This window comes from Paraburkholderia caffeinilytica (assembly GCF_003368325.1).
GTDB classification, from domain to species: Bacteria; Pseudomonadota; Gammaproteobacteria; order Burkholderiales; family Burkholderiaceae; genus Paraburkholderia; species Paraburkholderia caffeinilytica.
Map to the genome: position 1 here is coordinate 119,263 of NZ_CP031467.1, position 24,291 is coordinate 143,553.

Annotated in this window: 23 protein-coding genes; 9 read left to right on the forward strand and 14 right to left on the reverse strand. The window is 63.2% G+C overall.

Features of this window, described 5'->3' with window-relative positions; translation table 11 throughout:
* The first annotated feature begins 499 nt into the window (after nucleotides 1-499).
* Complete coding sequence (locus DSC91_RS16510) at nucleotides 500-892, forward strand: hypothetical protein (RefSeq protein ID WP_115779957.1); 393 nt, start codon at nucleotides 500-502, stop codon at nucleotides 890-892.
* A gap of 78 nt (nucleotides 893-970) precedes the next feature.
* The gene (locus DSC91_RS16515; protein ID WP_115783295.1) at nucleotides 971-1,219 is read left to right on the forward strand and encodes a hypothetical protein; all 249 of its coding nucleotides are present in this window, start codon (nucleotides 971-973) and stop codon (nucleotides 1,217-1,219) included.
* A gap of 162 nt (nucleotides 1,220-1,381) precedes the next feature.
* On the opposite strand, the gene DSC91_RS16520 is transcribed toward DSC91_RS16515, so the two are convergent.
* The 3 genes from DSC91_RS16520 to DSC91_RS16530 all read right to left on the reverse strand — a co-directional run bounded on the left by DSC91_RS16520 (nucleotide 1,382) and on the right by DSC91_RS16530 (nucleotide 3,926).
* The gene (locus tag DSC91_RS16520) at nucleotides 1,382-1,630 is read right to left on the reverse strand and encodes a hypothetical protein (RefSeq protein ID WP_115779958.1); all 249 of its coding nucleotides are present in this window, start codon (nucleotides 1,628-1,630) and stop codon (nucleotides 1,382-1,384) included.
* A gap of 220 nt (nucleotides 1,631-1,850) precedes the next feature.
* The gene (locus DSC91_RS16525; RefSeq protein WP_115779959.1) at nucleotides 1,851-3,023 is read right to left on the reverse strand and encodes a 4-hydroxybenzoate 3-monooxygenase; all 1,173 of its coding nucleotides are present in this window, start codon (nucleotides 3,021-3,023) and stop codon (nucleotides 1,851-1,853) included.
* Nucleotides 3,024-3,197: 174 nt separating this feature from the next.
* The gene (locus tag DSC91_RS16530; RefSeq protein WP_162831428.1) at nucleotides 3,198-3,926 is read right to left on the reverse strand and encodes a TetR/AcrR family transcriptional regulator; all 729 of its coding nucleotides are present in this window, start codon (nucleotides 3,924-3,926) and stop codon (nucleotides 3,198-3,200) included.
* On the opposite strand from DSC91_RS16530, the gene DSC91_RS16535 reads away from it, so the two are divergent.
* Nucleotides 3,833-4,147 carry a hypothetical protein gene (locus DSC91_RS16535; protein WP_115783297.1) on the forward strand — a complete coding sequence of 105 codons (315 nt, stop codon included), beginning with the start codon at nucleotides 3,833-3,835 and terminating at the stop codon, nucleotides 4,145-4,147. The genes DSC91_RS16530 and DSC91_RS16535 overlap by 94 nt on opposite strands.
* A 169-nt stretch (nucleotides 4,148-4,316) precedes the next feature.
* Here the strand turns inward: DSC91_RS16535 and ilvA are convergent, their stop codons facing one another.
* The 4 genes from ilvA to mprF all read right to left on the reverse strand — a co-directional run bounded on the left by ilvA (nucleotide 4,317) and on the right by mprF (nucleotide 10,013).
* Nucleotides 4,317-5,888, reverse strand: a complete 1,572-nt coding sequence (gene ilvA, locus DSC91_RS16540) for a threonine ammonia-lyase, biosynthetic (protein ID WP_115779960.1) — start codon at nucleotides 5,886-5,888, stop codon at nucleotides 4,317-4,319.
* A gap of 121 nt (nucleotides 5,889-6,009) precedes the next feature.
* Nucleotides 6,010-6,189, reverse strand: a complete 180-nt coding sequence (locus tag DSC91_RS16545) for a hypothetical protein (RefSeq protein ID WP_115779961.1) — start codon at nucleotides 6,187-6,189, stop codon at nucleotides 6,010-6,012.
* Between the two features lie 9 nt (nucleotides 6,190-6,198).
* A complete protein-coding gene (locus DSC91_RS16550; protein ID WP_115779962.1) occupies nucleotides 6,199-7,464 on the reverse strand; it encodes a virulence factor family protein in 1,266 nt (421 codons plus the stop codon).
* On the reverse strand, nucleotides 7,461-10,013 hold the full coding sequence (gene mprF, locus DSC91_RS16555) for a bifunctional lysylphosphatidylglycerol flippase/synthetase MprF (protein ID WP_229758079.1): 2,553 nt from the start codon (nucleotides 10,011-10,013) through the stop codon (nucleotides 7,461-7,463). Before mprF ends, DSC91_RS16550 begins: the two co-directional genes overlap by 4 nt.
* A gap of 329 nt (nucleotides 10,014-10,342) precedes the next feature.
* On the opposite strand from mprF, the gene DSC91_RS37525 reads away from it, so the two are divergent.
* The 3 genes from DSC91_RS37525 (at nucleotide 10,343) to DSC91_RS16560 (ending at nucleotide 11,364) form a co-directional block, all read left to right on the forward strand.
* Nucleotides 10,343-10,519 (forward strand): hypothetical protein, encoded by a 177-nt coding sequence (locus tag DSC91_RS37525; protein ID WP_162831429.1) that lies wholly within the window; start codon nucleotides 10,343-10,345, stop codon nucleotides 10,517-10,519.
* On the forward strand, nucleotides 10,516-10,650 hold the full coding sequence (locus tag DSC91_RS38525; protein WP_268238791.1) for a hypothetical protein: 135 nt from the start codon (nucleotides 10,516-10,518) through the stop codon (nucleotides 10,648-10,650). Before DSC91_RS37525 ends, DSC91_RS38525 begins: the two co-directional genes overlap by 4 nt.
* Nucleotides 10,651-10,821: 171 nt before the next feature.
* Nucleotides 10,822-11,364 (forward strand): PaaI family thioesterase, encoded by a 543-nt coding sequence (locus DSC91_RS16560; protein ID WP_115779964.1) that lies wholly within the window; start codon nucleotides 10,822-10,824, stop codon nucleotides 11,362-11,364.
* Between the two features lie 161 nt (nucleotides 11,365-11,525).
* Here DSC91_RS16560 and DSC91_RS37870 read toward each other — a convergent pair whose 3' ends face one another.
* Complete coding sequence (locus DSC91_RS37870) at nucleotides 11,526-11,678, reverse strand: hypothetical protein (protein ID WP_167470513.1); 153 nt, start codon at nucleotides 11,676-11,678, stop codon at nucleotides 11,526-11,528.
* Between the two features lie 235 nt (nucleotides 11,679-11,913).
* Between DSC91_RS37870 and DSC91_RS16565 the strand changes: the two genes are divergently transcribed.
* Nucleotides 11,914-13,311: an MFS transporter gene (locus DSC91_RS16565; RefSeq protein ID WP_115779965.1), complete on the forward strand. Its 1,398-nt coding sequence runs from the start codon at nucleotides 11,914-11,916 to the stop codon at nucleotides 13,309-13,311.
* A gap of 31 nt (nucleotides 13,312-13,342) precedes the next feature.
* Here the strand turns inward: DSC91_RS16565 and DSC91_RS16570 are convergent, their stop codons facing one another.
* The 6 genes from DSC91_RS16570 to DSC91_RS16595 form a co-directional block, all read right to left on the reverse strand.
* On the reverse strand, nucleotides 13,343-15,316 hold the full coding sequence (locus tag DSC91_RS16570) for a PAS domain-containing hybrid sensor histidine kinase/response regulator (RefSeq protein WP_115779966.1): 1,974 nt from the start codon (nucleotides 15,314-15,316) through the stop codon (nucleotides 13,343-13,345).
* A 184-nt stretch (nucleotides 15,317-15,500) separates the two neighbouring features.
* Nucleotides 15,501-17,060, reverse strand: a complete 1,560-nt coding sequence (locus DSC91_RS16575; RefSeq protein ID WP_115779967.1) for a DHA2 family efflux MFS transporter permease subunit — start codon at nucleotides 17,058-17,060, stop codon at nucleotides 15,501-15,503.
* A gap of 79 nt (nucleotides 17,061-17,139) precedes the next feature.
* Nucleotides 17,140-18,381: an HlyD/EmrA/EmrK family protein gene (locus tag DSC91_RS16580; protein ID WP_115779968.1), complete on the reverse strand. Its 1,242-nt coding sequence runs from the start codon at nucleotides 18,379-18,381 to the stop codon at nucleotides 17,140-17,142.
* A gap of 52 nt (nucleotides 18,382-18,433) precedes the next feature.
* On the reverse strand, nucleotides 18,434-19,984 hold the full coding sequence (locus DSC91_RS16585) for an efflux transporter outer membrane subunit (protein ID WP_115779969.1): 1,551 nt from the start codon (nucleotides 19,982-19,984) through the stop codon (nucleotides 18,434-18,436).
* Nucleotides 19,985-20,057: 73 nt separating this feature from the next.
* On the reverse strand, nucleotides 20,058-20,495 hold the full coding sequence (locus DSC91_RS16590) for a MarR family winged helix-turn-helix transcriptional regulator (RefSeq protein ID WP_115779970.1): 438 nt from the start codon (nucleotides 20,493-20,495) through the stop codon (nucleotides 20,058-20,060).
* Nucleotides 20,496-20,691: 196 nt separating this feature from the next.
* A complete protein-coding gene (locus DSC91_RS16595; protein WP_115779971.1) occupies nucleotides 20,692-21,741 on the reverse strand; it encodes an NAD(P)/FAD-dependent oxidoreductase in 1,050 nt (349 codons plus the stop codon).
* A 260-nt stretch (nucleotides 21,742-22,001) separates the two neighbouring features.
* Here DSC91_RS16595 and DSC91_RS16600 point away from each other — a divergent pair, with 260 nt between their 5' ends.
* Nucleotides 22,002-23,111 carry a porin gene (locus DSC91_RS16600; protein WP_115779972.1) on the forward strand — a complete coding sequence of 370 codons (1,110 nt, stop codon included), beginning with the start codon at nucleotides 22,002-22,004 and terminating at the stop codon, nucleotides 23,109-23,111.
* Nucleotides 23,112-23,113: 2 nt separating this feature from the next.
* Nucleotides 23,114-24,232, forward strand: coding sequence for a nucleoside hydrolase (locus tag DSC91_RS16605; protein WP_229758070.1), 1,119 nt, complete (start codon nucleotides 23,114-23,116; stop codon nucleotides 24,230-24,232).
* Nucleotides 24,233-24,291: the final 59 nt, after the last annotated feature.

The following is a 24,291-nucleotide window of genomic DNA, read 5'->3' on the forward strand; positions in this document are numbered from 1 at the left end:
CGAGTCTGCAACTGAATGTATCCGTCAGGCATACGCCTCGTGATCTGTCGCGCACTGCGTGCTCCCGTTGTTCACACGCATGCGTTTGAACTTGCCCAAACACGGCGGATGCATGAAGGCAGGACGTTTTTCATAGCGCGCTCAATGGGTTGCCCACGGATTTCCCGTCAGCGGAACAACTAATCGCCGCGCTGCAACGATGCGCCATACCGTGTCGTCTACGTGGCCGACATGTGAAAGCATCGACACGTCCTGTTACACACGAACACACCGGTAATCCAGCTGCTCAGTAGAGTTCGGTCATACGTAAAAGGGAAGGCAACGTCATGAAACGAATTTTCGCGCTGGTGCTGTTGGCGGTCACCCTCGGGAGTGCATTGGGCGGTTGCATCATCGTGCCGGAGGGCGGCTACCACGATCATTACCACGATCACGACCATTACTAAGCGCTGCTCGCGCGGCGCACTCCACTCTCAATCGTAAAACCCGAGAATAAAACATGAGCAAATCACGAAACCGCTGGCTGTCCATGGCGATCGTTGCAGGTCTGGGGATCGGTGCATCTTCTGTCGCGCTGGCGCACGTCGACGTGGGCGTGAACGTCGGCATTCCGGGCGTGGTCTATGCGCCTGAGCCGGTCTATGCTCCGCCTCCGCCCGTCTACGCGCCCGCTCCTCCGGTGGTCGTCGTGAGTCCGGGCTGGTATGGCGAACGCTACTACGACGGGCACCGCTATTGGGAACGACGCGAGTGGGAAGAGCGCCATCACGAGCGCGAGTGGCATGACGCGCGCGGCTATCGCGATGGCCCGCGCGGCGATTGGCACGGCCACGACGGCGATCACGGCGATTGGCACGGCCATGGCGACGACCACGGCCGAGGCGATCACTAATGCATGGGCCGGGGCAGCGTCACTGACGTCGCCGTCCCGCGCAGGCATTCGCGCCACACCTTTTACAGGAGCGACGATTTGCTACGCAGCGATCCACGGCGTGTAACCGCACACATCGACGGCACGCTCATCTCCGCCGAATACAGCGAACAGACCGGCCAATTATGTTTGCGTCAGGACGGCGCCGTACTGCGCGAATGGTTTCCACCGCATTCGTGGATTGCGATTGCATCGGTCGCCGGCGCGCGGCACTGGGGTACGCGCCCCTCCGATGAGGACCTTCACGCTTTGTTGCTCAATGAGATGGCCTTGTTGCGCACGCCGTAATCGCATGAGAGATACGAAAAAAGGCCGGTCATCGGATACGTTCCGATGACCGGCCTCTTGCATTCCACTCGCGGATATTGAGCGGGCACAACAACGCCGCCATCATCCGCGCATTTCGTTGCGCTCTTCGTTGCGCTCTTCGTTGTGGTCTTCGTTGTGGTCTTAACGCACGTTGTAGATCGGCGGCGAATACGAGCTTACCGACGTGTCATTGCCATGACCGGCTTGCCACGTGCCATGGCCGCCGGAACCATAACCGCTGGTATCGGCCTGAGCCGCGCCCTGCTGCGTGGAAACTTGCGCTTGCGTGCCCTGCGCGCTTTGCGGGGCCGGCTGATTCGATTGCGCGAACGAAGCGATCGGCGCGCCAAGAACAACTGCAATAGCAACAGCTTTGATGAGCGATTTCATGAAACCACCTCCAGAGAATGTCTTACAGCGCTGCAGATATGACAGGTCGTGCAGTCGTTGAAAACAGTCTAGGGGTCGATCAGGTGCGGATAAATCCTCCATTCCTGAATTCACTGTTGCTTTTGACACGACAATGGCGAAGGCCCGCCCCTCAATGGTTTGCCGGCATACGTGAGGATCGGCGGGCTTCGTCTGATCAAAAAATTTGCGTCGCGCCCTCTTATACGGGGGCGATGCCCACGTAGTTTTCCGCCATCGCAGTCGCCGCCGCACGCGACGTGGTCACGTATTCGAGTTCGGCCACCTGTAGTTGCTGCTCGAACGGCGACGCGCCTTCAATACGGTGCATCATGCTCGTCATCCAGTACGAGAAATGCTCGGCGCGCCAGACGCGCTTAAGCGCTGTTTCGCTATAGCTGTCGAGCAGATCGCTGCGATTTTCGGCGTAGAACGCGCTCAATGCCTTCGTCAGCACCCGTACGTCGGCGACGGCGAGGTTCATGCCCTTCGCACCGGTGGGCGGCACGATATGCGCGGCGTCGCCGGCGAGGAAGAGGCGGCCATGTTGCATGGTGGCCGACACGAAGCTGCGCATGCCGACAATGTTCTTCTGGAAGATCTTGCCGTCCACGACATGCTGGCCGTCATGCGAATCGACGCGCGCGTGCAGTTCGGCCCAGATTCGATCGTCGGACCAGTTGTCGACGGAATCCTTGGGATCGCATTGGAAATACATGCGCTGCACGTTCGCCGAGCGTGTGCTGATCAGCGCAAAACCCCGGTCGTGCCGCGCGTAGATCAGTTCCTCCGACGACGGCGGCCCTTCGCACAGGATGCCGAACCAGCCGAAGGGATAGACGCGTTCATAATCCTTGCGCAAGGCCTGCGGGATCGATGCGCGCGACACGCCTTGCGAACCGTCGCAGCCGATCACGAAATCGCATTGCAATTCGCACGCTTCGCCTTCGTGACGAAACCGGATCGACGGCCGGTCGGTATCTATACCATGCAGCGACGTGTCCGTCACGCCGAAACGCAGCGCACCGCCGGCGGCCACGCGCGCGGCGACCAGATCCTTGATGACTTCGTGCTGCGCATAGACCGTGATCGAATGACCGGTGAGTCCGGTCAGGTCGATACGGCGCCGCTTGCCTTCGAAAGCCAGTTCGAAGCCGTGATGCAGCGCGCCTTCGGCCTTCATGCGCGCGCCGACACCCGCTTCGGTGAGCAGGTCCATCGTGCCCTGTTCGAGGACGCCGGCGCGGATGGTGGATTCGATCTGTTCGCGTGTGCGCGATTCGAGCACGACCGAGTCGATGCCGCGCAAGTGAAGAAGGTGGGAAAGCAGCAGGCCGGCGGGCCCGGCACCGATGATGCCAACTTGGGTGCGCATGAGTTGTCTCCTGAATGCGGCGGTGATTTGCTCGCAGTTTGACAATCATGCGTTGTATCGCGCAACGCGATATCGTGGATACGTAGTATCTAGTTTTGAGATAACCGACGGTCCAGCTCGAGCGGGCTCGATATGGACAAATGCGCCATACCGTTGCCCAGCCTGCCCGTGCGCTCATTCATCCGATAGCCGACCTGCCGCATCGCTCTGCGCGGTCTCGAGGTAAACCCTGGCCAACTTACGGATCTCGGCCAGCAACTTCCGGCGTGCCGCGGGCTTCTCGTCGTTCGCCCCGGCGACTGCCTTGAGCACATGCAGCAGCACGATCGCCATTGTCTCGGACTGCGCCTTCGTCAGATGCGGAATCGCGTTGCGCAAAATCGCGGCGACGGCGCCGCGCGTCGTTTCGCGAAAACGTGCGCGCCGCTCGTCGCTGCCACCACGCGCATCGACAAGTGCAACCGCCAGACTGCGCTGCGATTGCAGCGACACCATGAAATCGACGAATGCATCGGCGAGCTCGCCTGGGGTCATTGCCGACGCCTGGCTGGCGAGCGCGGTAAAGCCGCTCTCCGCGTGCTGCACATAGCGCGAAAGCAAGGCATCCGCCAACGATTCCTTGGATGGGAAAAACCGGTACAGCGAGCCAATCGCGGTGTTTGAGCGCGCGGCGATCTCGGTCATGGTGGCCGCGTCGTAGCCCTTCTCGCTAAACACCGCTATGCCCGCTTCCAGGATTGCCGCGACCCGCAGATGCCCCCGTTGTCGTTTCGGCTCCTGCGCGCCGCCGGAACCAGACGAACCATTCCATGAGCTACCTCGCCCTGCTTTTCTCCGGCGCGTTTCTGTGCAACTGCGTCCCGCACCTCGCGAGCGGTTTGCGCGGCGAGCCGTTCCCGACACCCTTCGCGAAACCGCGGGGTGTCGGCGATTCGTCGGCGTTGGTCAACGTGCTGCGGGGATATTTCAATCTGCTCGCCGGCCTTTATCTGCTCACGCGGCAGCCCGTCACGATCGGTGTGAACGCAAACTGCCTCGCGGTGTTTGCAGGCGCGCTGGTATTGGGCACGTATATGTCCGTGCACTTCGGCAAGGTCTGGCAAGGCAAGCACGCTCGCCAATAAGCGGTCGCCTGCACGCAGTGAAGCCGATCGTGCAATTGCACTCGACTGCAACCATGTTCGGCGCAAACTGGACATCGGCTTTAGTTGCGACCTGCCGTGTTGAGGCAGCACATCGAGCAGCGGCGCCTGTCGCCAGGCACCGCTTGTTACCACGATACAATTCGCGCCGTTACGCGAGGAACAAGCGATACACCGGGTTCTGCGTCTCTTCCCAGTACGGATACCCAAGCGTCGCGAGAAAGCGGTCGAACTCGCTGTTCTCGCTCGCCGGCACCTGGATGCCGACCAGAATCGAGCTGTAGTCCGCGCCCTGGTTGCGGTAGTGGAACAGGCTGATATTCCAGTTCGGCGCCATCGACGACAGAAACTTCATCAGCGCGCCCGGCCGCTCGGGAAACTCGAAACGGAACAGCCGTTCGTCGTGCGCCAGCGGCGAGCGGCCGCCGACCATGTAGCGGATGTGCTGCTTCGACAGTTCATCGAAGGTCAGATCGACGGTGGCAAAGCCGTGTGCTTCGAATGCGCCCGCGATCTGCGCCGATTCGCTGCGGTTGCGGATCTGCACGCCGACGAAGATATGCGCTGAATTCGCGTCCGCGATGCGGTAGTTGAACTCGGTGACGCTGCGCGTGCCGACCAGTTCGCAGAAGCGGCGGAAACTGCCGCGCTCTTCCGGAATCGTCACGGCGAACACCGCTTCACGCGCTTCCCCGACTTCGGCGCGCTCCGCCACGAAACGCATGCGGTCGAAGTTCATGTTCGCGCCGGACGTGATCGCAATCAGCGTCTGGTTCTCGATGCCTTCGCGCTCGGCATACTGTTTGGCGCCGGCCACGGCCAGCGCGCCCGCGGGTTCCAGCACGCTGCGGGTGTCCTGGAACACGTCCTTGATCGCGGCGCACAGCGCGTCGGTGTTCACGAGCAGCACGTCGTCGAGATATTCGCGGCACAGGCGGAAGGTTTCTTCGCCCACGAGCTTCACCGCGGTGCCATCCGAGAACAGCCCGACTTCGTTTAGCGTGACCCGTTCGCCTGCCTGTAAAGAAGCGGCCATCGCGCACGAGTCGTCGGTCTGTACGCCGATCACCCGGATCTCCGGGCGCACCGATTTCACGTACGCGGCCACGCCCGCGGCCAGACCGCCGCCGCCGATCGGCACGAAGATCGCGTGGATCGGCCCCTGGTGCTGGCTGAGAATTTCCATCGCGACCGTGCCCTGGCCGGCGATCACGTACGGATCGTCGAACGGGTGCACGAACGTCAGGCCGCGCTCTTCCTGCAGCTTCACCGCGTGCCCGTACGCATCGCTATAGGACTCGCCGAACTGCACGACTTCAACCGTCGCTCCGCCATGCGCGCGTACCGCATCGACCTTCACCTGCGGGGTCGTCACCGGCACCACGATGATCGCCTTCACGCCCATGCGGGCCGCCGACAGCGCCACACCCTGCGCATGATTGCCCGCCGACGCGGTAATCACGCCCCGCTCCAGCGCATCCGCCGGAATATGCGCCATCTTGTTGTACGCGCCGCGCACCTTGAACGAGAACACCGGCTGGTTGTCCTCGCGCTTCAGATAAACCCGGTTGGAGAGCCGTGCCGACAGACTCGGCGCGCGTTCGAGTTCGGTCTCGCGGGCCACGTCGTAGACGCGTGCGGTCAGGGTTTTCTTCAGGTAGTCGTGGCGCAAAGCCACGCTGTCGGCGGCTTCCGCAACCTGATCGAGTTCGTGTAATAGCAAGGCAAGCTCCTGTGCGGCAAGAACAAAACGTCAAAGAGATCACCAGGAGGCAGGCAGAAAGCGGACATAAAAAAACCCGCCTCGTGGGGCGGGTTTTTTGTCACTGCGTACCAGACGCGCGCTAACCCACCATTCGATGAATGGTGCTAATAATCAGCGCAATACGGATGTCGAGGCAGTTCATGCGTTCGATCTTCGTTGACTTGACGGGCTTTGTCAATCCCTCTTGGTCGCATCCCTGTTCGTTTTGTCTGGCGTCGTCGCCTGCGGGCTGCATATCGCTCCCGGCGGTACGCTTCATGCGGATGCACTAGTCGCGCACGCCGCTTTGCTTCCTGAAGGCATCCAGAATGCGCCGCTCCAGCGCGTTATAGTCGCGGCCGAAGTGATGATCGCCCGACGTACGAATCACCTCGACGCCGGTTTTGGCCAGCGCCGGACACAAGGTGTCCTTCTCGTCTTCACCGTAGAAGCACTGCACGATCGCGGGCGGCACACGCGCGAATTCGGGCTGCACCTTCAAGGCCTTGTCGCTCGCCGGCATACCGAGCCAGCCGCCGACACGGATCTGGAAATCGGCGTCGGGCGCGAAGCCAAGCAGCGCAATCAGCGACACTTTCGCGCGCAGCGCCTCGGGCAGGCGGTTATAGGCGAACGGCATCACATCGGCGCCGAACGAATAGCCGACGAGCGCAATATGCTCCGCATGCCAGCGCGCCCCGTACGTCTGCATCACGCGCGCGAGATCGCGGCTCGTTTGCGCCGGCGTCTTTTCGCTCCAGAAATAGCGGAGACTGTCGATGCCGATCACGGAGACACCGTCTTTCTGCAAGGCGAGCGAGATGGTCTTGTCGAGGTCGCGCCAGCCGCCGTCGCCGGAAATCACGATTGCCATGAGACCGTTCGGATGCGCTGCGGGCAATTCGATCAGCGGCAGATCGGAGACGTCGTCATCGTTCGTCGACGCCGTCTGCAAATGCGGCGTCACCATCGCCACGAGCCGCGCGCGATCGCCGTTGCCGGGCGCCGCCTTTTCGACGAAACCCGGCACCTTGTCGCGAATGATCGTCGGGTCCGGCGGGCACGGCTGGAAACGCGCATCCAGCGTGCGCTCGGCATCCACCGAGACCGCGCCGGCCACCGTATTCGACGGCGCCTGTTCGAGCACCTGCATCGCCAGCGTCGCGCCCTGCCCCGTACCCGCGACGATCGGCGCGAAATAGCGGCTCGATTGCGATTGCCGTTCGAGTTGATGGCTCAAGGCTTCAGCGTCGCCCACCAGTTGATGGCAGGCTTCTTTTTTCGCGTCGAGATTGGCCGCATAGCGCGCCGTATCCACGCCGACGGTCATCGCGCCGGCCTTGGCGAGCGCATCGGCGGTTTGCTGGTCGGCCGCGCTCCAGCCGGTGGCGGGCGAATAAAGCACCACGAAGCCGCGCAAGGGGCCGACCGGCTGTGTCACCGTCACGTCGCCATAGCGGCCGCCGGACACGGTGGTGGTTGCGGCGAAGGCAGCCGCACTGCCAGCAACGAGGCCCGCCGCAACGGCGAGCCTGAAAAACGAATGCAATGTCATGAACGCCGGCCTCCTGCCAGCAATGACAGGTCCGCGAGCGTGAAGAACACGCCCACCGAACCTGACGCCGCGAGATAGCGCGGCTCCCAGCGCGGCTGGAACTTGCTCTTGAAAGCTCGCAGTCCGCGGAAGTTATAGAAGCGGCCGCCGAAGCGCCACACGATGCCCGCCAGCCGATGCCAGCGCGACGCGAGCGGTGTCGGCTGCATGCCGGAGAGCGGCGCGATGCCGAGACTGAGCGAGCGGAAACCCGCCTGCTTCAGATGCAGCGCCAATTGAGTGAACAGATATTCCATCGCATACGGCGACGCGCTTTCCACGTGCCGCATCACGCCGACCGTCGCTTCGGTGTTCATATCGGTCGTCATGAAAGTCACAAAAGCAGCCGGCTCGCCGTTCTGGCGCACCAGCATGACGGATTGCGCGGCGAGGTATTCATCGGTAAACGCGGCCACCGAAAAACTCTTCTCACGCGCATCGCGGCTACCGAGCCAGCCGTCGGAAATCTCGCGCAGCGTCTCGAGCGACGCGGGCACATCGGCCTGATCGATCACTTCGACCGCAAAGCCGTCACGTTCGCCACGCTTGAGCGCATAGCGAAGATGCGCGCGATGCGAGCCCTTCAGGTCGAAGTCGTCGAGCACCACGTGAGCTTCTTCGCCGAGCTTCATCAGCGTAAGGCCGGCGTCGAGATAGAGCGGCAAGGCATTGGCGCGCACCTGATAAAACGCCGCGCGGCCACCGTGCGCATGCGCGAGCGCGACGAACTTGCCAATCAAGCCGGCCCACTCCTCGCGCGGCCCGACCGGATCGTGAAGCGCGGCCCACGTGCGGCCATTTTTCGCATACATCAGGAAAGCTTCGCGCGATTCGGAAAAGAGGAAACTCTTGTCGCCCATCAGCGCGAGGCCGGCGTCGCTGCGCTCCTGAGCGCGCACGATGCGCGCCGCGTCCTGCAGGTCTTGCGGAGCGGGCATGACGAAGCGGCCCGCCGCGGGGCGCAACAACTGCCAGAACGAGAACGTCGCGGCGAACAGACTGGCGGCAAGAGTCGCGCGCAGCGCGCGCGGTGCGCGTTCGTCGAAAGCGAATTGCCACCACAGGTCGCGCGTGTACGGCACGTCGCGGAAGGCAAACAGCATCACCCACACGGCGAGCGCGAGCACCATCGCCACCGACACCAGCCAGCCCGCCGTAAAGCGCTCGGCGAACAGCGACGAATGACGGTTGAAACGGCGGCGCGTGGACAACAGCAGCGCGATCAGCATGCCGAGCACGCCGGCTTCCACGAAGGCAAGACCCTTGGTCAGCGAGAGCGCGAGACTCAGCACCGCCAGCAGCAAGGTCATCCACCACGCGGCATCCAGACGCCGCAGCAAACCACGCGCGACAAACAGCAGCAGCACACCCAGCACGCTGCACAGCATCTGCGAGCTTTCGAGCACCCACAGCGGCAGCACGTCGCGCAGAATCCGGATGCGCTGCCAGAACGCCGGGGTCGCGCTGGAAATCACCAGCATGCCGCCGACCACGAAAGTCACGAGGCTCAGAAACAGCGGCGCGAGCTTATACGCATCTGCCGCGTGCCGCAGCGGCAAGCGGCTCTTCAGCGCACGGCCTTCGAAGCCGGCGAGCAGCCCCGCCGAGACGATCAGCGGAACACCGAAGTAAATCGCGCGATACGCAAGCAGCGCCGCGACCATCTGATGCGTTTGCACGCTGCCGTTCAACGTGAACACCATCGCGGCTTCAAACACGCCGACGCCGCCAGGCGTGTGGCCGATCATGCCGAGCAGCATCGCGGCGGCGTAGACGGTAATGAAGGTCACGAAGCTGACGTCCGCATGCGGCAGCAGCGCCCACAGCGCGAGGCCCGCGGCCACCACGTCGAGTACGGCGAGAGCCACCTGCGCGAGCAGGTCGCGGCGCGCCGGAATATCGAACGACAGCCACTGCCAGCGCGTACGGATCGAACGCGTGTCGCGACGGCAAGCAGCAGCCGCGAGTCCGAGCACGACGAGCAGCAGCGCGCCGCTCCAGCGCAGCGTGAGCGGCGGGAGATGCAGCATCGTGGCGAGCGGATCGGCGAGGCACACCATGCCGAGCGCTGTCATCAGCACCAGCGCGAGCGCCAGCGATACGCTCGTGAACACGGTCATGCGGCCGATCTGTGCGGGCGTGACGTTCGACACGCCGTAGACGCGCACGCGCACGGCGCCGCCCGTCAACGCGCCGAAACCGGTCGCATTGCCGAGCGCGGAGCCCGCGGTCGCGCCGATCCACAGTGCCGCGCGTGGCACCGTGGCGCCCAGGTAGCGCAAGCCGACGGCGTCGCGGCCCACCAGTGCGATATAGCTGAGCGCGGTCGCGCCGAGCGCCGCGGCCCACTCGCCCGCCGTCAGATGGCGCAGCTGGCGCATGACCGAGCGATAGTCGACCGCTTGCGAGAGATGTTGCAAGACCGCCAGCAGCAGCCCGCAAATGACGAGTGCGAGCACGGGCGAGAGGATGCTCCGTTTGCCAAGCGTCTTCGATATACGGTCGAACATCGCGCCTGGCCGGTCGAATATGTTGTTATATCGGTGGAACATGGTCAATGCGGGCCTTGCATAGAGCTGTCGTGGCGACGGGTCGTCTGCCACGGCGTCGCCTGACTTCGGCGATTACAAATGGATAACGGCAAAGTGTTGAAAAGGTTGACAGTGTCAGCCAATGTCAGTCCATTCGTCGGGTTTTAACCTAGGCCGGTCATTGAAGCTGAACGCATTTCGCGGCGTGGCAGAGCAATGCACGCCGATAAAACGGTCGATATTGCCGATTGGCTTGCCGCGCTGGTGAGGACCGCTGCGCTCGACAAGGGGCTGGATTTTAAACGCTTATGGAAGATCGCGAGACGAAGATTCGAGGCGACGTCGAAATCATTCGATCGCGCACCGTTTTAAAGGCTGATTCGCTCCATCAAGATTTTCGCTTCGCCTGCCGTAATCGAGAACAAGAGCACGGCGCAATGTTGGGTTCCGCGGCGGAAATGACGGCAATTGAAGGAGAACGATGATGGTGGATCAGGATTGGATGATGGCCGGTGTGTATCTGGTCGGGTTGGTGTCGATCGCGCTTCTGATGAGCGCGCTGTCCGCTCGGGCAACCAAAGTGCGGCGCGCGGTGGCGTCGCGTACCCGCGAGTAACGCACGGGCAATCCGGGCCCCACGGCGAGCGGCAGCGGCAGCAGCGACACCGGCACTGCGCATGCCGGCGATCCAGAGGCCGCCCTCCAGCGCCCTGAAGCGGTTTGATGCTTTAATCGATGCCGATGCATCGATTCCGAAGCATGCTTCCCTCAGGACAGGAGACACGGATTGACGAAGGAAAATCAACTCGAGCGCTGGCTCGCACGCGAGCAGGAAGTACTGGCGGCGCTCAACGCCGGCCCGGGGCCGGGTGTCGCGAGCCCCGAACAGGTGGCAGGCAAAACCGGCCTGGAAGTCATGCAGGCGATGATGAACGCGGCGCTGCCCTACGCCGAGATTGCCCGCACTCTGGATTTTACGATCGTCGAAGTCAGCGAAGGGCGCGCGGTATTTCAGGGCACCCCGCTCGTGCGGCATCTGAATCCGCTGGGCACCGTGCATGGCGGCTGGATCGCCACCTTGCTCGATTCCGCGCTAGGCTGCTCGGTGCACACGATGATGCCGCCGGGCCGTGGCTACACCACCGCCGAACTGGGCGTGAACTACGTGAAAGCGGTGACGCCGCGCGTGCAACGCGTGCGCGCCGAGGGCAAGGTGATTCATTGCGGACGTCAACTGGCGACGGCGGAAGCCCGCCTCGTCGGCCCTGACGGCACGCTCTACGCGCATGCCACGACAACCTGCCTGGTGTTCGAGATCCCGAGCCGCTAAACGATACGGTCAACACGGCCGGCTGCTCGCCGTGGCCGGTGACGCGGAGGCAATCCGGCTAGCCGAACGGGCGGCTCGGCGGCCGGCGCCGAACACGCGCTCGAGGCGCCTTGCCGTGCGGCGCCCCTACGACGGACACCGGCGCACGAACGAGAAAGCGCTTATTGCGGGCGACGATGCGCTTCAGCGATCACAGCGCAGTTTTGCAGATGCAGGTTCAGTGCATGCAGAGCCAGTGCGCGGAGCTTGCCGAGCAGCGTGTTGCTGGAGGCAGTAGCAGTGCGGACGGCAGCGGCGTTGGTAGCGGTGTTCATGACGGACTCCTGTATAGGGTTTATACCTAGGCAATAACCCGATTATAACCCTCTCGTGCCGCACCGCAACAAATATCAATAATGCCGCCGACGTGTTGTGCGACGGTCACATCCGCACGCTACGCAATCTCGGAAAGGGGCGGCATCAGACGGTGCTCAATGAACCATCCGCACCGTACAGGTGCAATAATGCCCCCTTTGCCTGCGACCGTCCGCCGCAGATCGCCCGCCCCTCATGACCGTCGTCCAGAAAGCCCTGATTGCGCCTCTCATCGTCGCATGCGCGATGTTCATGGAAAGCGTCGATGCGAATGTGATCGTCACGGCCTTGCCGGTCATGGCGCGCGACTTCGGGCGCGATCCGGTCACGCTGAAAATCGCGGTGACGAGCTATGTGCTCGGTCTCGGCGTGTTTATCCCGGTGTGCGGCTGGCTGGCGGACCGCTTCGGTGCACGCACGATTTTCCGCACCGCGATCGGCATCTTCGTGGCCGGCTCGCTCCTGTGCGCCGCATCGAACTCGCTGCCCACCTTCACCCTCGCCCGTTTCGTCCAAGGCGTCGGCGGCGCGATGATGGTGCCGGTCGGGCGGATCATCATCTTCCGTGTGGTCCATAAGTCCGACTTCATCCGCGCGATGAACTATCTGAGCGTCCCGGCGCTGCTCGGACCGGCAGCCGGACCGCTGCTCGGCGGCTTCATCACCACCTATCTGCACTGGCGTCTGATCTTCTTCATCAATGTGCCGATCGGCATGCTGGGCATCTATCTGACCAACCGGCACATCGCCAACACGCGCGAACCCGACCCCGGTCCGCTCGACTGGATCGGCTTTTTCCTGTCGGCGTCCGGCGCGGTGCTGCTTCTGCTCGGACTGTCGCTGGTGGGCGGCGAACTCATGTCGAACCGGGACGCGTTCGGCATGTGCGCGAGCGGCGCGGCGCTGCTCACGGGCTACGTCGCGTACGCACAGCGCGCCGCACTTCCGCTGCTCGATCTGCGCTTTTTCAAAGTGCCGACTTTCCAGGCAAGCGTGCTCGGCGGCTCGCTGTTTCGCATCGGCCTCGGTGCGCTGCCCTTTCTGCTGCCGCTGATGCTGCAGGAAGGACACGGCATGAGCGCGTTCGAGTCCGGCCTGATTACCTGCGCGTCCGCGTTCGGCGGCATGTTCATGCGCGCCTTCGCCTCGCGCGTGCTGCATCGCTTCGGCTTCCGTTCGGTGCTGGTGGTGAACGCCGCGCTGTCAGGGATTTCGATCGCGGCGTGCGGACTGTTTTTTCCCGGCACGCCGACCTGGATCATCTGGTTCGTCGTGTTGCTTGGCGGTTTCTTCCCCGCGCTGCAATTCACCAGTCTCAACTCGCTGACTTACGCGGAAATCGCCAGCCGCGACGTGGGGCGCGCCACGAGTCTCGGCAGCGTCGTGCAGCAGATGTCGCTCGGCCTGGGCGTGACGGTGGGCGGGATCGTGCTGCAGATTTCGCGCGTGCTGCACGGACATCCGGGCATCATGTGGTCGGATTTCTGGCCCGCGTTTCTGGTGGTCGGTCTATGCTCGTTCGCATCGATTCCGGTCACGCTGCGCATGCCGCATCGCGCGGGTGAAGAAATCTCGCGGGGCGGTCGAGGGTAACGAGAAGCGCACGAGAAGCGCGCCCTTGATGTCAGCCGGAACGGCGTCGCCGGCGCCGTGCTTCCGCCTGTTCCAGCAACGCTTCGAATAGCGGGAGCTCCACCGGCTTGACGAGATGGGCGTCGAAACCGGCCGATTGCGTGCGTTCGCGATCGCTTGCATGACCGAAGCCCGTCATGGCGGCGAACACCGTACCGGTCAGCGCGGGCATCTCGCGCAACGCCGCGAGCGTCGCGTAACCGTCCATTCTGGGCATGGCAAGGTCGATCAGGGCAAGGTGCGGTGCGAGGCTCGAAGCGACAGCGAGCGCCTGTGGGCCGTCGTAGGCAATGCGGACTTTGTGGCCCTTGAGTTCCAGCAGCATGGCGAGACTGTCGGCGGAATCGCGATTGTCGTCCACCAAGAGGATACGCAGCGGCGCCACCACGTTTGCCGCCACGCCAGCCCGATCGGCCAGCTCCGCGGGGAGCGCCGCGGCAAACGGCAAACTGAGCGTGAACGAACTGCCGCACCCCGCGCCCTCGCTGCTCGCGATGATGCTGCCGCCATGCATTTCGACCAGCGATTTGCACAACGTGAGGCCGATGCCGAGACCGCCTTCACCGAGGCTCTGTCCTTCCTTTTCCTGCGCGAACAACTCGAAGATCGCATCGAGCGAACGGACCGGAATGCCGCGGCCATGATCGCGCACTTCCAGCACCGCCATGTGATGATCGACGCGCCCGAAGATTTCGATGCGGCTACCCGGCGGCGAAAACTTCGACGCGTTATGCAGCAGGTTTTGCAGCACCTGTACGAGCCGCGTCGTGTCGCCGCTGACGATCAGCGGCTCGACCGGCATATGCGTCGCGACACGCTGCTCCCGCGCATCGGTAAACGGCCGCGCCGCTTCGATCGCACGCGCCACCACTTCGGCCAGATCGACACGCGCAAGGCGCAACTCGACCTTGTCCGACATGATGCGGCCGACATCGAGCAGATCGTCGACGAGACGCGTGAGATGCGTGACCTGGCGGTCGATCAGATCGCGTGAGCGCGCCAGCGTAGGACTCATGCCCGCTTCGAGTTGCATCACGCCGATCGCGTTGCGCACCGGCGCAAGCGGATTGCGCAACTCGTGGGCGAGGGTCGCGAGAAACTTGCGCATGCGCTCGCCGGAGCGCTCCAGCTCTTCGCGCTCACGGCGCTCGGTCAGATCGCGCGTGACCTTGGCGAAACCACGCAGCCGGTTCGATTCGTCATACACGGCGGTGATGTTGACGTTGGCCCAGAAGGTCGTGCCGTCCTTGCGCACGCGCCAGCCCTCGTCTTCGACACGGCCGAGCTGCCGCGCAATCGCCAGTTCGCGCGCCGGTTTGCCGGCGGCCGCTTCTTCGCGCGTGTAGAAGCTCGAGAAATGCCGGCCGACGATTTCCTCGCGCGTATAGCCTTTGATGCGCGCGGCGCCTGCGTTCCAACTCACCACGTAACCGTCCGGATCGAGCATGAAAATCGCGTAGTCTTTCACGTTGTCGACCAACAGGCGGAAGCGCTCTTCGCTTTGCCGCAATGCTTCCAGATACGCGCGCTGGCTGGTCAGATCGCGGGTAATCTTGGCGAAGCCGGTCAGCACGCCCGCCTCGTTGCGCACCGCCGTGATGACCACGTTGCACCAGAAAGTCGTGCCGTCTTTGCGAACCCGCCAGCCTTCGTCCTCGAAGCGGCCAGTCAGCGCTGCCTGCTGCAACTCGTAAGCGGGCCAGCCGCGCGCCACGGCTTCGGCAGGGTAGAAACGCGAGAAGTGTTCGCCGATGATTTCGTGCGCCGCGTAGCCATTCAGCTTTTGCGCACCGGCATTCCAACTGACAATACGCCCGGTCGGATCCAGCAGGAAAATTGCGTAGTCTTCGATCGACTGCACCAGCGCCCAATAATCGATCTCGACGGGCGCGTTCGCTCGAGGCACGGGCGGCTCATTGCCGGCCTTGCCGTTATCACCTGCGGAGTGGGCGTCAGTCTCGTTCATGCTGAAAAGAGGCTATGGGTACGTTCGCGCAGCATATACCGGCTCGCTTCCATGTTTCGCTTGTGGATGAACCTTATTGCACAACCTTATTGCATAACCTTGTAGCCCGACCCTATTGCCCAACCGCATTGCCCACGTCGCCGTGACCCGATCGAACGACGACCACGCCACGGCGCCCCAACCCTCAATGCCCCCCGGCACCAGCCGCGGCGGCGGCACTCGCCTTGTCCGGTTTCGTCACCCAGATCAACGGAATGATCGCCACGAAAATCACGGCTGAAAGCCAGAAAATATCGTTCAGGCCGAGCATCGCCGCCTGCGTACTCATCGACTGTTCGAAGAACGCCATCGCCTGGGACGCGCTTCCGCCCAGCGATGCCTGCACGCTGTCCAGAGCGGAAGTGAACACCGGATTGTTCACGCTCGTTTGCTCGGCCAGCCTTGCATGATGCAGGATCGTGCGGTCGTTCCATCCCGTAGTAGCAAGCGACGTTCCCACCGCCCCGGCAAACACCCGCGCGAAATTCGACAGTCCCGCGGCGGCCGGAATCCTGTCGGCGGTGAGGCCCGACAGAATGATCGCCGTCAGCGGTACGAAGAACAAGGCGGTCGGCACGCCTTGCAACAGGGTCGGTAAAACCAGGGTCCACGTATCCACGCCAGTCGTGTAATGCGAGCGCAGGAAAAACACGCCGGCAAAGCCGAGAAACGCCAGCGTCGCCAGCACGCGCGCGTCCGACTTCGGCATGATCTTCGCCATCACCGGCGCGAGAATCACCGCGAAGATGCCGAGCGGTGCGGTGGCGAGGCCCGCATCCACCGACCGGTAGCTCAGGTACTCCTGCATCCATTGCGGCAGCAGGACAAGGTTCGAGAAGAACACCGCATACGCCACCGAAATCGCGATCGTGCCGCCCAGAAAATTGCGTCCTCCGAACAAACGCAGATCGATGATCGGATTCTTCTCCGTCAGCTCCCAGATCAGAAAGAACACAAAACTGATCGCGGCGAACACGGTCAGCGCGATGATCACGGGCGAGTTGAACCAGTCGAGATCCTTGCCCTTGTCGAGCATGATCTGCAGCGAACCCACCCACGCGATCAGCGAGATCAGTCCCACCTTGTCGATCGGCAGGCGCCGGGTCGGGGTTTCGCGCGTGCGGTAGATCGCCCACGTCACGCCGGCCGCAAAGAGGCCGACCGGAATATTGATGTAGAAAATCCACGACCACGAGTAGCTATCGGTAATCCAGCCGCCGAGCGCCGGGCCGGCGATGGGACCGACCGTCGCCGTCATGGCCCACAAGGCCAAAGCGTGCGAGCTCTTTTCCCGCGGATACGAGCCGAGCAGAATCGCTTGAGACAGCGGAATCAACGGTCCCGCCACCGCGCCCTGCACGATCCGCGCCGCGAGCAGCACCGGCAGATTCGGCGCGATGCCGCATAACCATGACGAGATGACGAACAGCAGAATTGCCCACACGAACAGTTTGATTTGCCCGACGCGCTGCGTGAGCCAGCCCGTCAAGGGAATCGAAATCGCATTGGCCGCGGCGAACAGCGTAATCACCCACGTGCCCTCGTCGACCGACACACCAAGATTGCCCGCGATGGTCGGAATCGCGACGTTCGCGATCGACGAATCGAGCACGTTCATAAACGTGGCCAATGCCACGGCAAGCGTCGCCAGCACGAGCTTGCCGCCGGTCAGCGGCGGGAGCGCGGCGGGATTCGATCCATTCATTTCATCACCTGTGAAAGAAGGCCAATGTCTGACTTGTCAGCTAATTGATCAAAAAAATTCGCGTCGGGAGAGTGCCCGTTCAACCTGCTGCCCGTGCTGCGTTCTTTTGCGTCGCGCTCGCCGCTACGGCACGCGCCGATGGCATGTTCCGCGCGATGATCCTGGCGATTTCGGCGTCGGCGTCGGCGCCGTACTGGGCGAACACGTCCGTGCGATACGCGGTGTTGATGGCCGCGCCCAGTTGGGTGCCCGACTCGTCGCGCGTTTCGACGTCGACTTGCATCGACAGCCCGATCCGCAGCGGATGCGCATTCAGTTCGCTCTGGTCGAGCTGGATTCGCGCCGGAAGACGCTGTACGACCTTGATCCAGTTGCCGGTCGCATTCTGCGCGGGCAACACCGCGAATGCGGCCCCCGTCCCCGCCGAGAAACCCACCACGTGGCCGTGATACTTGACGCTCGAGCCATACACGTCGGCCGTCAGCGTAACCGGCTGGCCGATGCGCATGTGCTTCAGTTGGCCTTCCTTGAAGTTCGCATCGACCCACACGCCGTCGAGCGGCACGATCGCCATCAGCGGCGTGCCCGGCGCCACCCGCTGACCGACCTGCACCGAGCGGCGCGCCACGTAGCCCGTCACCGGCGCGGGCAAGGTGTTGCGTGCGTAATTCAGGTACGCGTCACGCACTTTCGACGCGGCGGCCTGCACGTTCGGATGCTGTTCGACCGACGTGCGGTCGGTCAGCGCGTGGTTCGCCGCGGCCTGCTGGCGAGCGGCGTCGAGCGCGGCCTGCGCTGAGCTGACGGCGTCGCGCGCATGGGCAATGTCCTCGCCGGATACCGCACCCGTTTCAGCGACGGCCTGACGGCGCTTGAGATCGTCTTCGGCGCGCGCGAGATCCGACTGGCGTTGCGCGACGGTCGCAGCGTAGAAATCGTTGTTCACGTAAAGGCCGCTGACCTGTCGCACGGTCTGGCCGAGCGTCGCTTCGGCGTTCGACAGCGCGACTTTCGCGTCGGCGTCGTCGAGCGTCACGACCGGTGCGCCCTGCTTGACGATCTGCGTGTCGTCGGCATTCACCGCCACCACGGTGCCGCTCACTTGCGGCGTCAGCTGGACGAGATTGCCGTTGACGTAGGCATCGTCCGTCGATTGATGATATTGACCGCTCGTGACGTAGTAGGCGCCGTAGCCCGCGCCGGCCAACACGACCGTGGCGGCCAGCAAGGCGAGCAGCAGCTTGCGCTTCGCGGGCGCCTGTACTTGCTGGGGTTGCTCTGCGTCCGCCGTCTCGCGGCGGGTGGTGATCGTATCGCTCATTTTGTGGGTCCTGAGAGAAAGTAAAAGCGAGTAAAAGCGTCGCGATGGCGTCCTAGCGGATGGCGACGACGGAGGTGGTTTGTACTGCCGACGCTGCCGGAATTGCCGGAATCGCCGGAATTGCCGACGCGGCCTCGCTGCCGTGCGCGCTCGCATCGGCGCTGTCGGCGTAGCCGCCGCCCAGCGCCGCCGCCAGCGCGATCTGCTGATCGCGGCGGTTCATCTTCAGATTCGCCACCTGCTGGTCGGCAGCAAGCGCGGTGGTGTCGGCGTTGAGCACCGTCAACTGATTCGCAAGACCGGCCTTGTACTGCGTGAGCGCCAACTGATCGGCGCCGCGAGCTGCTTCCTGAGCTGCTTGCGCGTCGCCGAGTTGCTCGTCGGTCGAGCGGATTTGCGCGAGTTGCGTCGCGACTTCGGACAGCGCGGTGACGAGCGTCTGGTTGTATGTCGCGACCGCGTAGTCGAAGTCGGCATACCGCCCCTTCAGTTGCGCGCGCAACTGACCGCCGTCGAAGATCGGCAGATGGATCGCGGGACCGACCGAGGCCGTGCGGCTCGCCGCGCTCAGGAAGCGGCCGAAGCCGAACGCGTCGAGACCGATCGCCGCGCTCAGGTTGATGTCGGGATAGAACTCGGCCTTGGCTTCCTTCACGTCATGCGTGAGCGCGTCGACGCGCCATCTGGCGGCGACCAGATCCGGGCGGCGGCTCACGAGGTCGGCGGGCAGGTTGTCCGGCAAACGCACTTCGTCGCCAATCCCGAGCGTTGGCCGGGCAATCGCGAGGCCGCGGTCCGGGCCGGCGCCGAGCAATGCGGCCAGTTGATAACGCGTGGTGAGGATGCTGCCGTCGAGCGAAGCCAACGTAGCGCGACTCGTGGCGAGGTTCGCTTGCGCCGTCTTGCGCTCGACCTCCGTATCGAGGCCCGTTGCAATGCGCCCGGCGGTGATGCGGTCGATCTGCTCGCGTTGCGCGATCTCCTGCTGCGCGATGTCGCGCAGCGCGTACAACCGGGCGAGCTGGTTATAGGTGCGTGCCGTTGCCGAAGTCAGCGACAACCTGACGACTTCGGCATCCGCCTCACTCGCCTGCAGTTGCGACAGCGAGGCCTTGAGGGCTTCGCGATTCTTGCCCCACAAATCCAGATCGTAGGAAGCGGACAGCAGGCCTTTGTTCTCCGATTGCCATGACCCGCCATACGGCGGCGGCACCAGCGCCGTGCCCGAAAACTGCTGGCGCGTGAACGAATACGTGGCGCCGACTTGCGGCATCGTGCCGGCCTTCGCCGTTTCGCTATACGCGGCGGCCGCGGCAACGCGCGCCCGGGCCTGTTCGATCGACGGATTGCCTTTCAGCGCTTCCGCAAGCAACGCCTTCAACTGCGCGTCGCCGAACTGATCGGCCCAATCGGCGGCAGGCCAACGGCCGTGATCCGCAGGAAGACTTTGTTGAGTCGCGTAGGTCTGCGACTGTGCGATCTGCTTGTCGCTCGAGATGCCCGCGTAGTTCGCGCAAGCCGACAGCACGGCCGCGAAGATCACCGTCACACCCGCCTTCGCGACGCGTGACCCGGCTGCCTGTCTGTTTAGCTGCAATATCATTTGCTGACCTGTCAGATATTAGAGTAAAAAAAATGGCTGCAATCGTTCGCAGCGCTACGTGTTTCGTCGCTTGCTAGTCGTCGAGAAACTTGTTCAGCAGGCGGCGCAATTCCTCGAATTCGGTTTTGGTGAATTTCTTCAAACGGCGGTTCAGCACCACCGGAACAATCTGCGGAAGATGCTCGGCGACGTCCTCGCCCGCCTTCGTCAGCTTGAGATTGACGACTCGCCGGTCTTCGATACTGCGCGAGCGCTCCAGCAGGCCTTTGGTCTCGAGCTTGTCGAGCATGCGGGTCATCAAACCGGTGTCGACACCGAGGAGTTTGGACAACTCGAACGGCGTGGCCGCAATGCCGCGACGCAACGACAACAGGATGCCCATTTGCTGGCTGGTGATATCCAGATCTTTCAGCGCGGCGTCCATTTCCGTAATCAGCACGTTGCGCGCCTTGTTGATGGCGAACCCCACGCTTTGCGTCACGTGGAAAGTTTCGGGCGTGTAGTGATCCATGGCTGACTCCGTATTGGCTGAAATAAATATATCTGCATAGTCAGATACTGTCAAGAATAAATTTGCGGGAGTCAGATTTAGGGGCGCACGCCCCGAGGTAAGGAATGCTCAGACGAGTCCGTCGCGGGTGGTTGAGGCTCCATGGACAAACCGCGGAGCATAGCCGCCCGCGCCGGCCGGACGACATAACCCGCCGTCAGGCGGCTGCGCCGACCTTTTCCGCCAGCTTCGCGTCGTAGCTGGAATGGACGTGCACGCGTTTCTTCTCCGGATAGGCATACGCATACGCCTTGCGCAGCGCCAGCGACGCCTCGTGAAAACCGGACAGAATCAGCTTCTGCTTGTTCGGATAGTTGGCGATGTCGCCGACCGCGAAAATACCCGGCCGCGAGCTTTCGTAGTTGGACGTATCCACATCGACGCGGCCGCCGTGGATCGACAGATTCCACTGCGCGATCGGCCCGAGATCGGCAACCAGCCCATACAGCACGATCAGTTGCTCAGTGGCGAGCTGCGTTTCGCCTTCGATTTGCCGCAGCGCGATCGATTTCAACGTATCGCTCTCGACGTTCAGCCCCGAAATCGCGCCGACGATGAAGTCCATCTCCCCTGCCTCGACCGCGCGCCGCATGGCGTCGACGCTCGAATCCGCCCCACTGAAGCCGTTGCGACGATGCACCAGCGTCACGCGCCGCGCGACCTTGCGCAACGCCAGCGCCCAGTCGAGCGCGGAATCGCCGCCGCCGGCCACCACCACCGTCTTGCCGGCGAAATCGGCGAGACGTGGCACGCTGTAATGCACGTGACGCGATTCCAACGCCACGGCTTCGGCGAGTGCCAGCTTTTGCGGCACGAACGCGCCGTTGCCGGCGGCAAGCAGAATAGCCGCCACGTCGAATACGAGGCCGCGGTCGGTGCGCACGGTCCAGCGCTTATCGTCGCGCTGCTCGACCGACTCGACCCGTTGCTCGAGATGGATCGGCACATCGAACGGCTTGCACTGCGCCATCAAGCGCTCGACCAGCTCGCGCGCGGTGCACGAGGGAATCGCGGGAATGTCGTAGATCGGCTTGTCCGGATAGAGCTCGATGCACTGCCCGCCCACCTTGCCGAGCCCGTCGACGATCTGGCACGACAGGCCGATCACTCCTGCTTCGAAGGCGGCAAAGAGGCCCACGGGCCCGGCGCCGACAATCAGGACATCGGAACGAATCGGTTGCGGAAGCGGGTTTGTTGCGGGCGTCATTCGAAGTCTCATCGGGTAGGTCGATGATCCACCATACAGAATCGTCCGAAGCCCGGCAACGATGCCATTACAGGCGATAAGGACGCTTGGATTCAGCAGGCCCCGGAACACCGGCGCTCGACAGAGCCTTTATTGAATAGATTTAATTTATTGAACTATAAGAAAACAACATTATTTTTATAGACGACCGCTTCGTATAGTCGAGTCCAGTTCGAATGCGCCCATCGCTCGGCGCCCTCCTCTCCCGCTACTGGACCACGATGAAACTACTCAAGTTCGCCCCTCTCGCGATCGCCGGCGCGCTCTCCAGCGCCGCCCATGCGCAAAGCAGCGTGACGCTGTATGGCCTGATTTCGGCGGGCGTCGGCTATGCGACGAATCAAGGCGGCAAGAACGCGTGGCAGGCGCTCTCGGGGACCAACCAGAACCCGCGCTGGGGTTTGAAGGGCGTCGAAGATCTGGGCGGCGGCACGACCGCGATCTTCCAGCTGGAAAACGGCTTTAACGTAATGACCGGCACCGCGTCGCAAAATGGCCGCGAATTCGGCCGGCAGGCGTTTGTCGGGCTCGCCAGCAAAAAATTCGGTACGTTGACCTTCGGCCGTCAGTACGACACGGTGCACGACTACGTCGGCCCGGTGATCATCGCGAGCAACGGCGTCAACATCGGCGACAACGACAACGGCTATAACGACATCCGCGTGCAAAACGCGGTCAAGTACGTGACGCCCAACTATCGCGGCCTGAAGGCCACGGCCGAGTATGGTTTCAGCAACGCCACCGGTTTCGCCAACAACAACGCGTACAGTTTCGGCGCCGGCTACGAGAACGGCCCGCTGAAGTGGAGCGTGGTCTACGCGCAGTACAACAACCCGTTCAGCGCGACCAATCAGGACGGCGCGATTTCGAACGACTACGCCTCGTCGCTACTGATCTTCGCGAAGAGCGCGCTGCATCCGGCTGCGTATGCGAGCAAGCAGCGCATCTTCGGCACGGGTGGTTTCTATACGGTCGGCCCCGCGCAATTTGCAGCGCTCTTCACCGATGTCCGCTACGATTATCTCGACGGTTCGCATCTGCATTTGCAGAACTACAACCTGAACCTGAACTACCACGTGAGCCCTGCGTTCGTTCTCGGCGCGGCGTATGCCTTCACCGACGGCAAATACGATGTGATCAACACGAGCCCCAAATGGCATCAGGTCAATCTGCAAGCCGACTATTTCCTGTCGAAACGCACCGACGTCGCGCTGACGGTGATCGCGCAGCAAGCCGCTGGCGACGCGCAACACGCGCAGATCTTCGCCTATGCGCAATCCACCGGCATCCGCCAGATGATCGCGACGGTCGGCATGCGCCACGTGTTCTGACGATGATGAACGCCTTCGATCCAACGCAGGACCGGCGCGCGTTTCTGCGCACGGCCATGGGACTGGCAGCAAGTGCATCGGCGTGGCCGATGCTGGCCGCCGCATCAAGTGGTGCCGAAGCGGCTGACGCGGCCAGCGGCACGCCCTCTTCGAGCGCGCCCGCTTTGCAAAGCGGCGCGCGCCGCAGCGTGATCATCGATTGCGATCCGGGTCAGGACGACGCGATTGCGATCCTGTTCGCCCTCGGCGCGAGCGACCGGCTCGACGTGCGCGCGATCACGACGGTTGCGGGCAACGTGCCGCTCAACCTCACCGAACGCAATGCGCGCATCGTGCGTGACTGGGCCGAGCGTAGGCAGTCGCTGCCGGTCTATGCCGGCTGCCCGCGCCCGCTGACGCGCGAACTGATCACGGCCGCCAACGTGCACGGCAAGACCGGTCTCGAAGGCGTGCCGCTGCACGAACCGCTTGCGCCTCTCGCGCCGCAGCACGCGGTCGCGTTCCTGATCGACACTTTGCGCGCGGCGCCGTCACATAGCGTGACGCTGTGCGCGCTCGGGCCGTTGACCAACCTCGCCACCGCGTTCACCGAAGCGCCGGAGATCCGCAACGGCATCCGCGAAATCGTGCTGATGGGGGGCGCTTTCTTCGAACGCGGCAACATCACGCCCGCGGCCGAATTCAATATCTACGTCGACCCGCAGGCCGCGCAAGTCGTGTTTGCGAGCGGTGTGCCGATCGTGGTGCTGCCGCGCGACGTCGCCGTCAAAGCGCCGATCACGCCGGCCCGGATCGCGCCGATTCGCGCGCTCGGCAATCGCTGCGGCACCATGGCCGCCGACATCATGGCCGCGGAAGTCGCGTATCAGAAGGGACGCCGGGGCGTCGAAGAAGCGCCGATGTACGATCCTTGCGCGACCGGCTACCTGATCGAGCCGTCCCTGTTCAAAGGACGCGAAGTCAACGTGACGATCGAGACAGTCGGCGAATGGACGCTCGGTGAAACCGTGGTGGACTGGAGCGGACATAGCGGCCGCAAGCCGAACGCAACCTGGATCACCGAAGTCGACGCGGACGGTTTTTATGCCGCCTTGCGCGCTCGGCTCGCCACGCTGCCGTGATCAGGCAAACCCGTGAGTGAGTCGATGAAAGGCTCGAGAACGCTCATGCAAACAGCGCG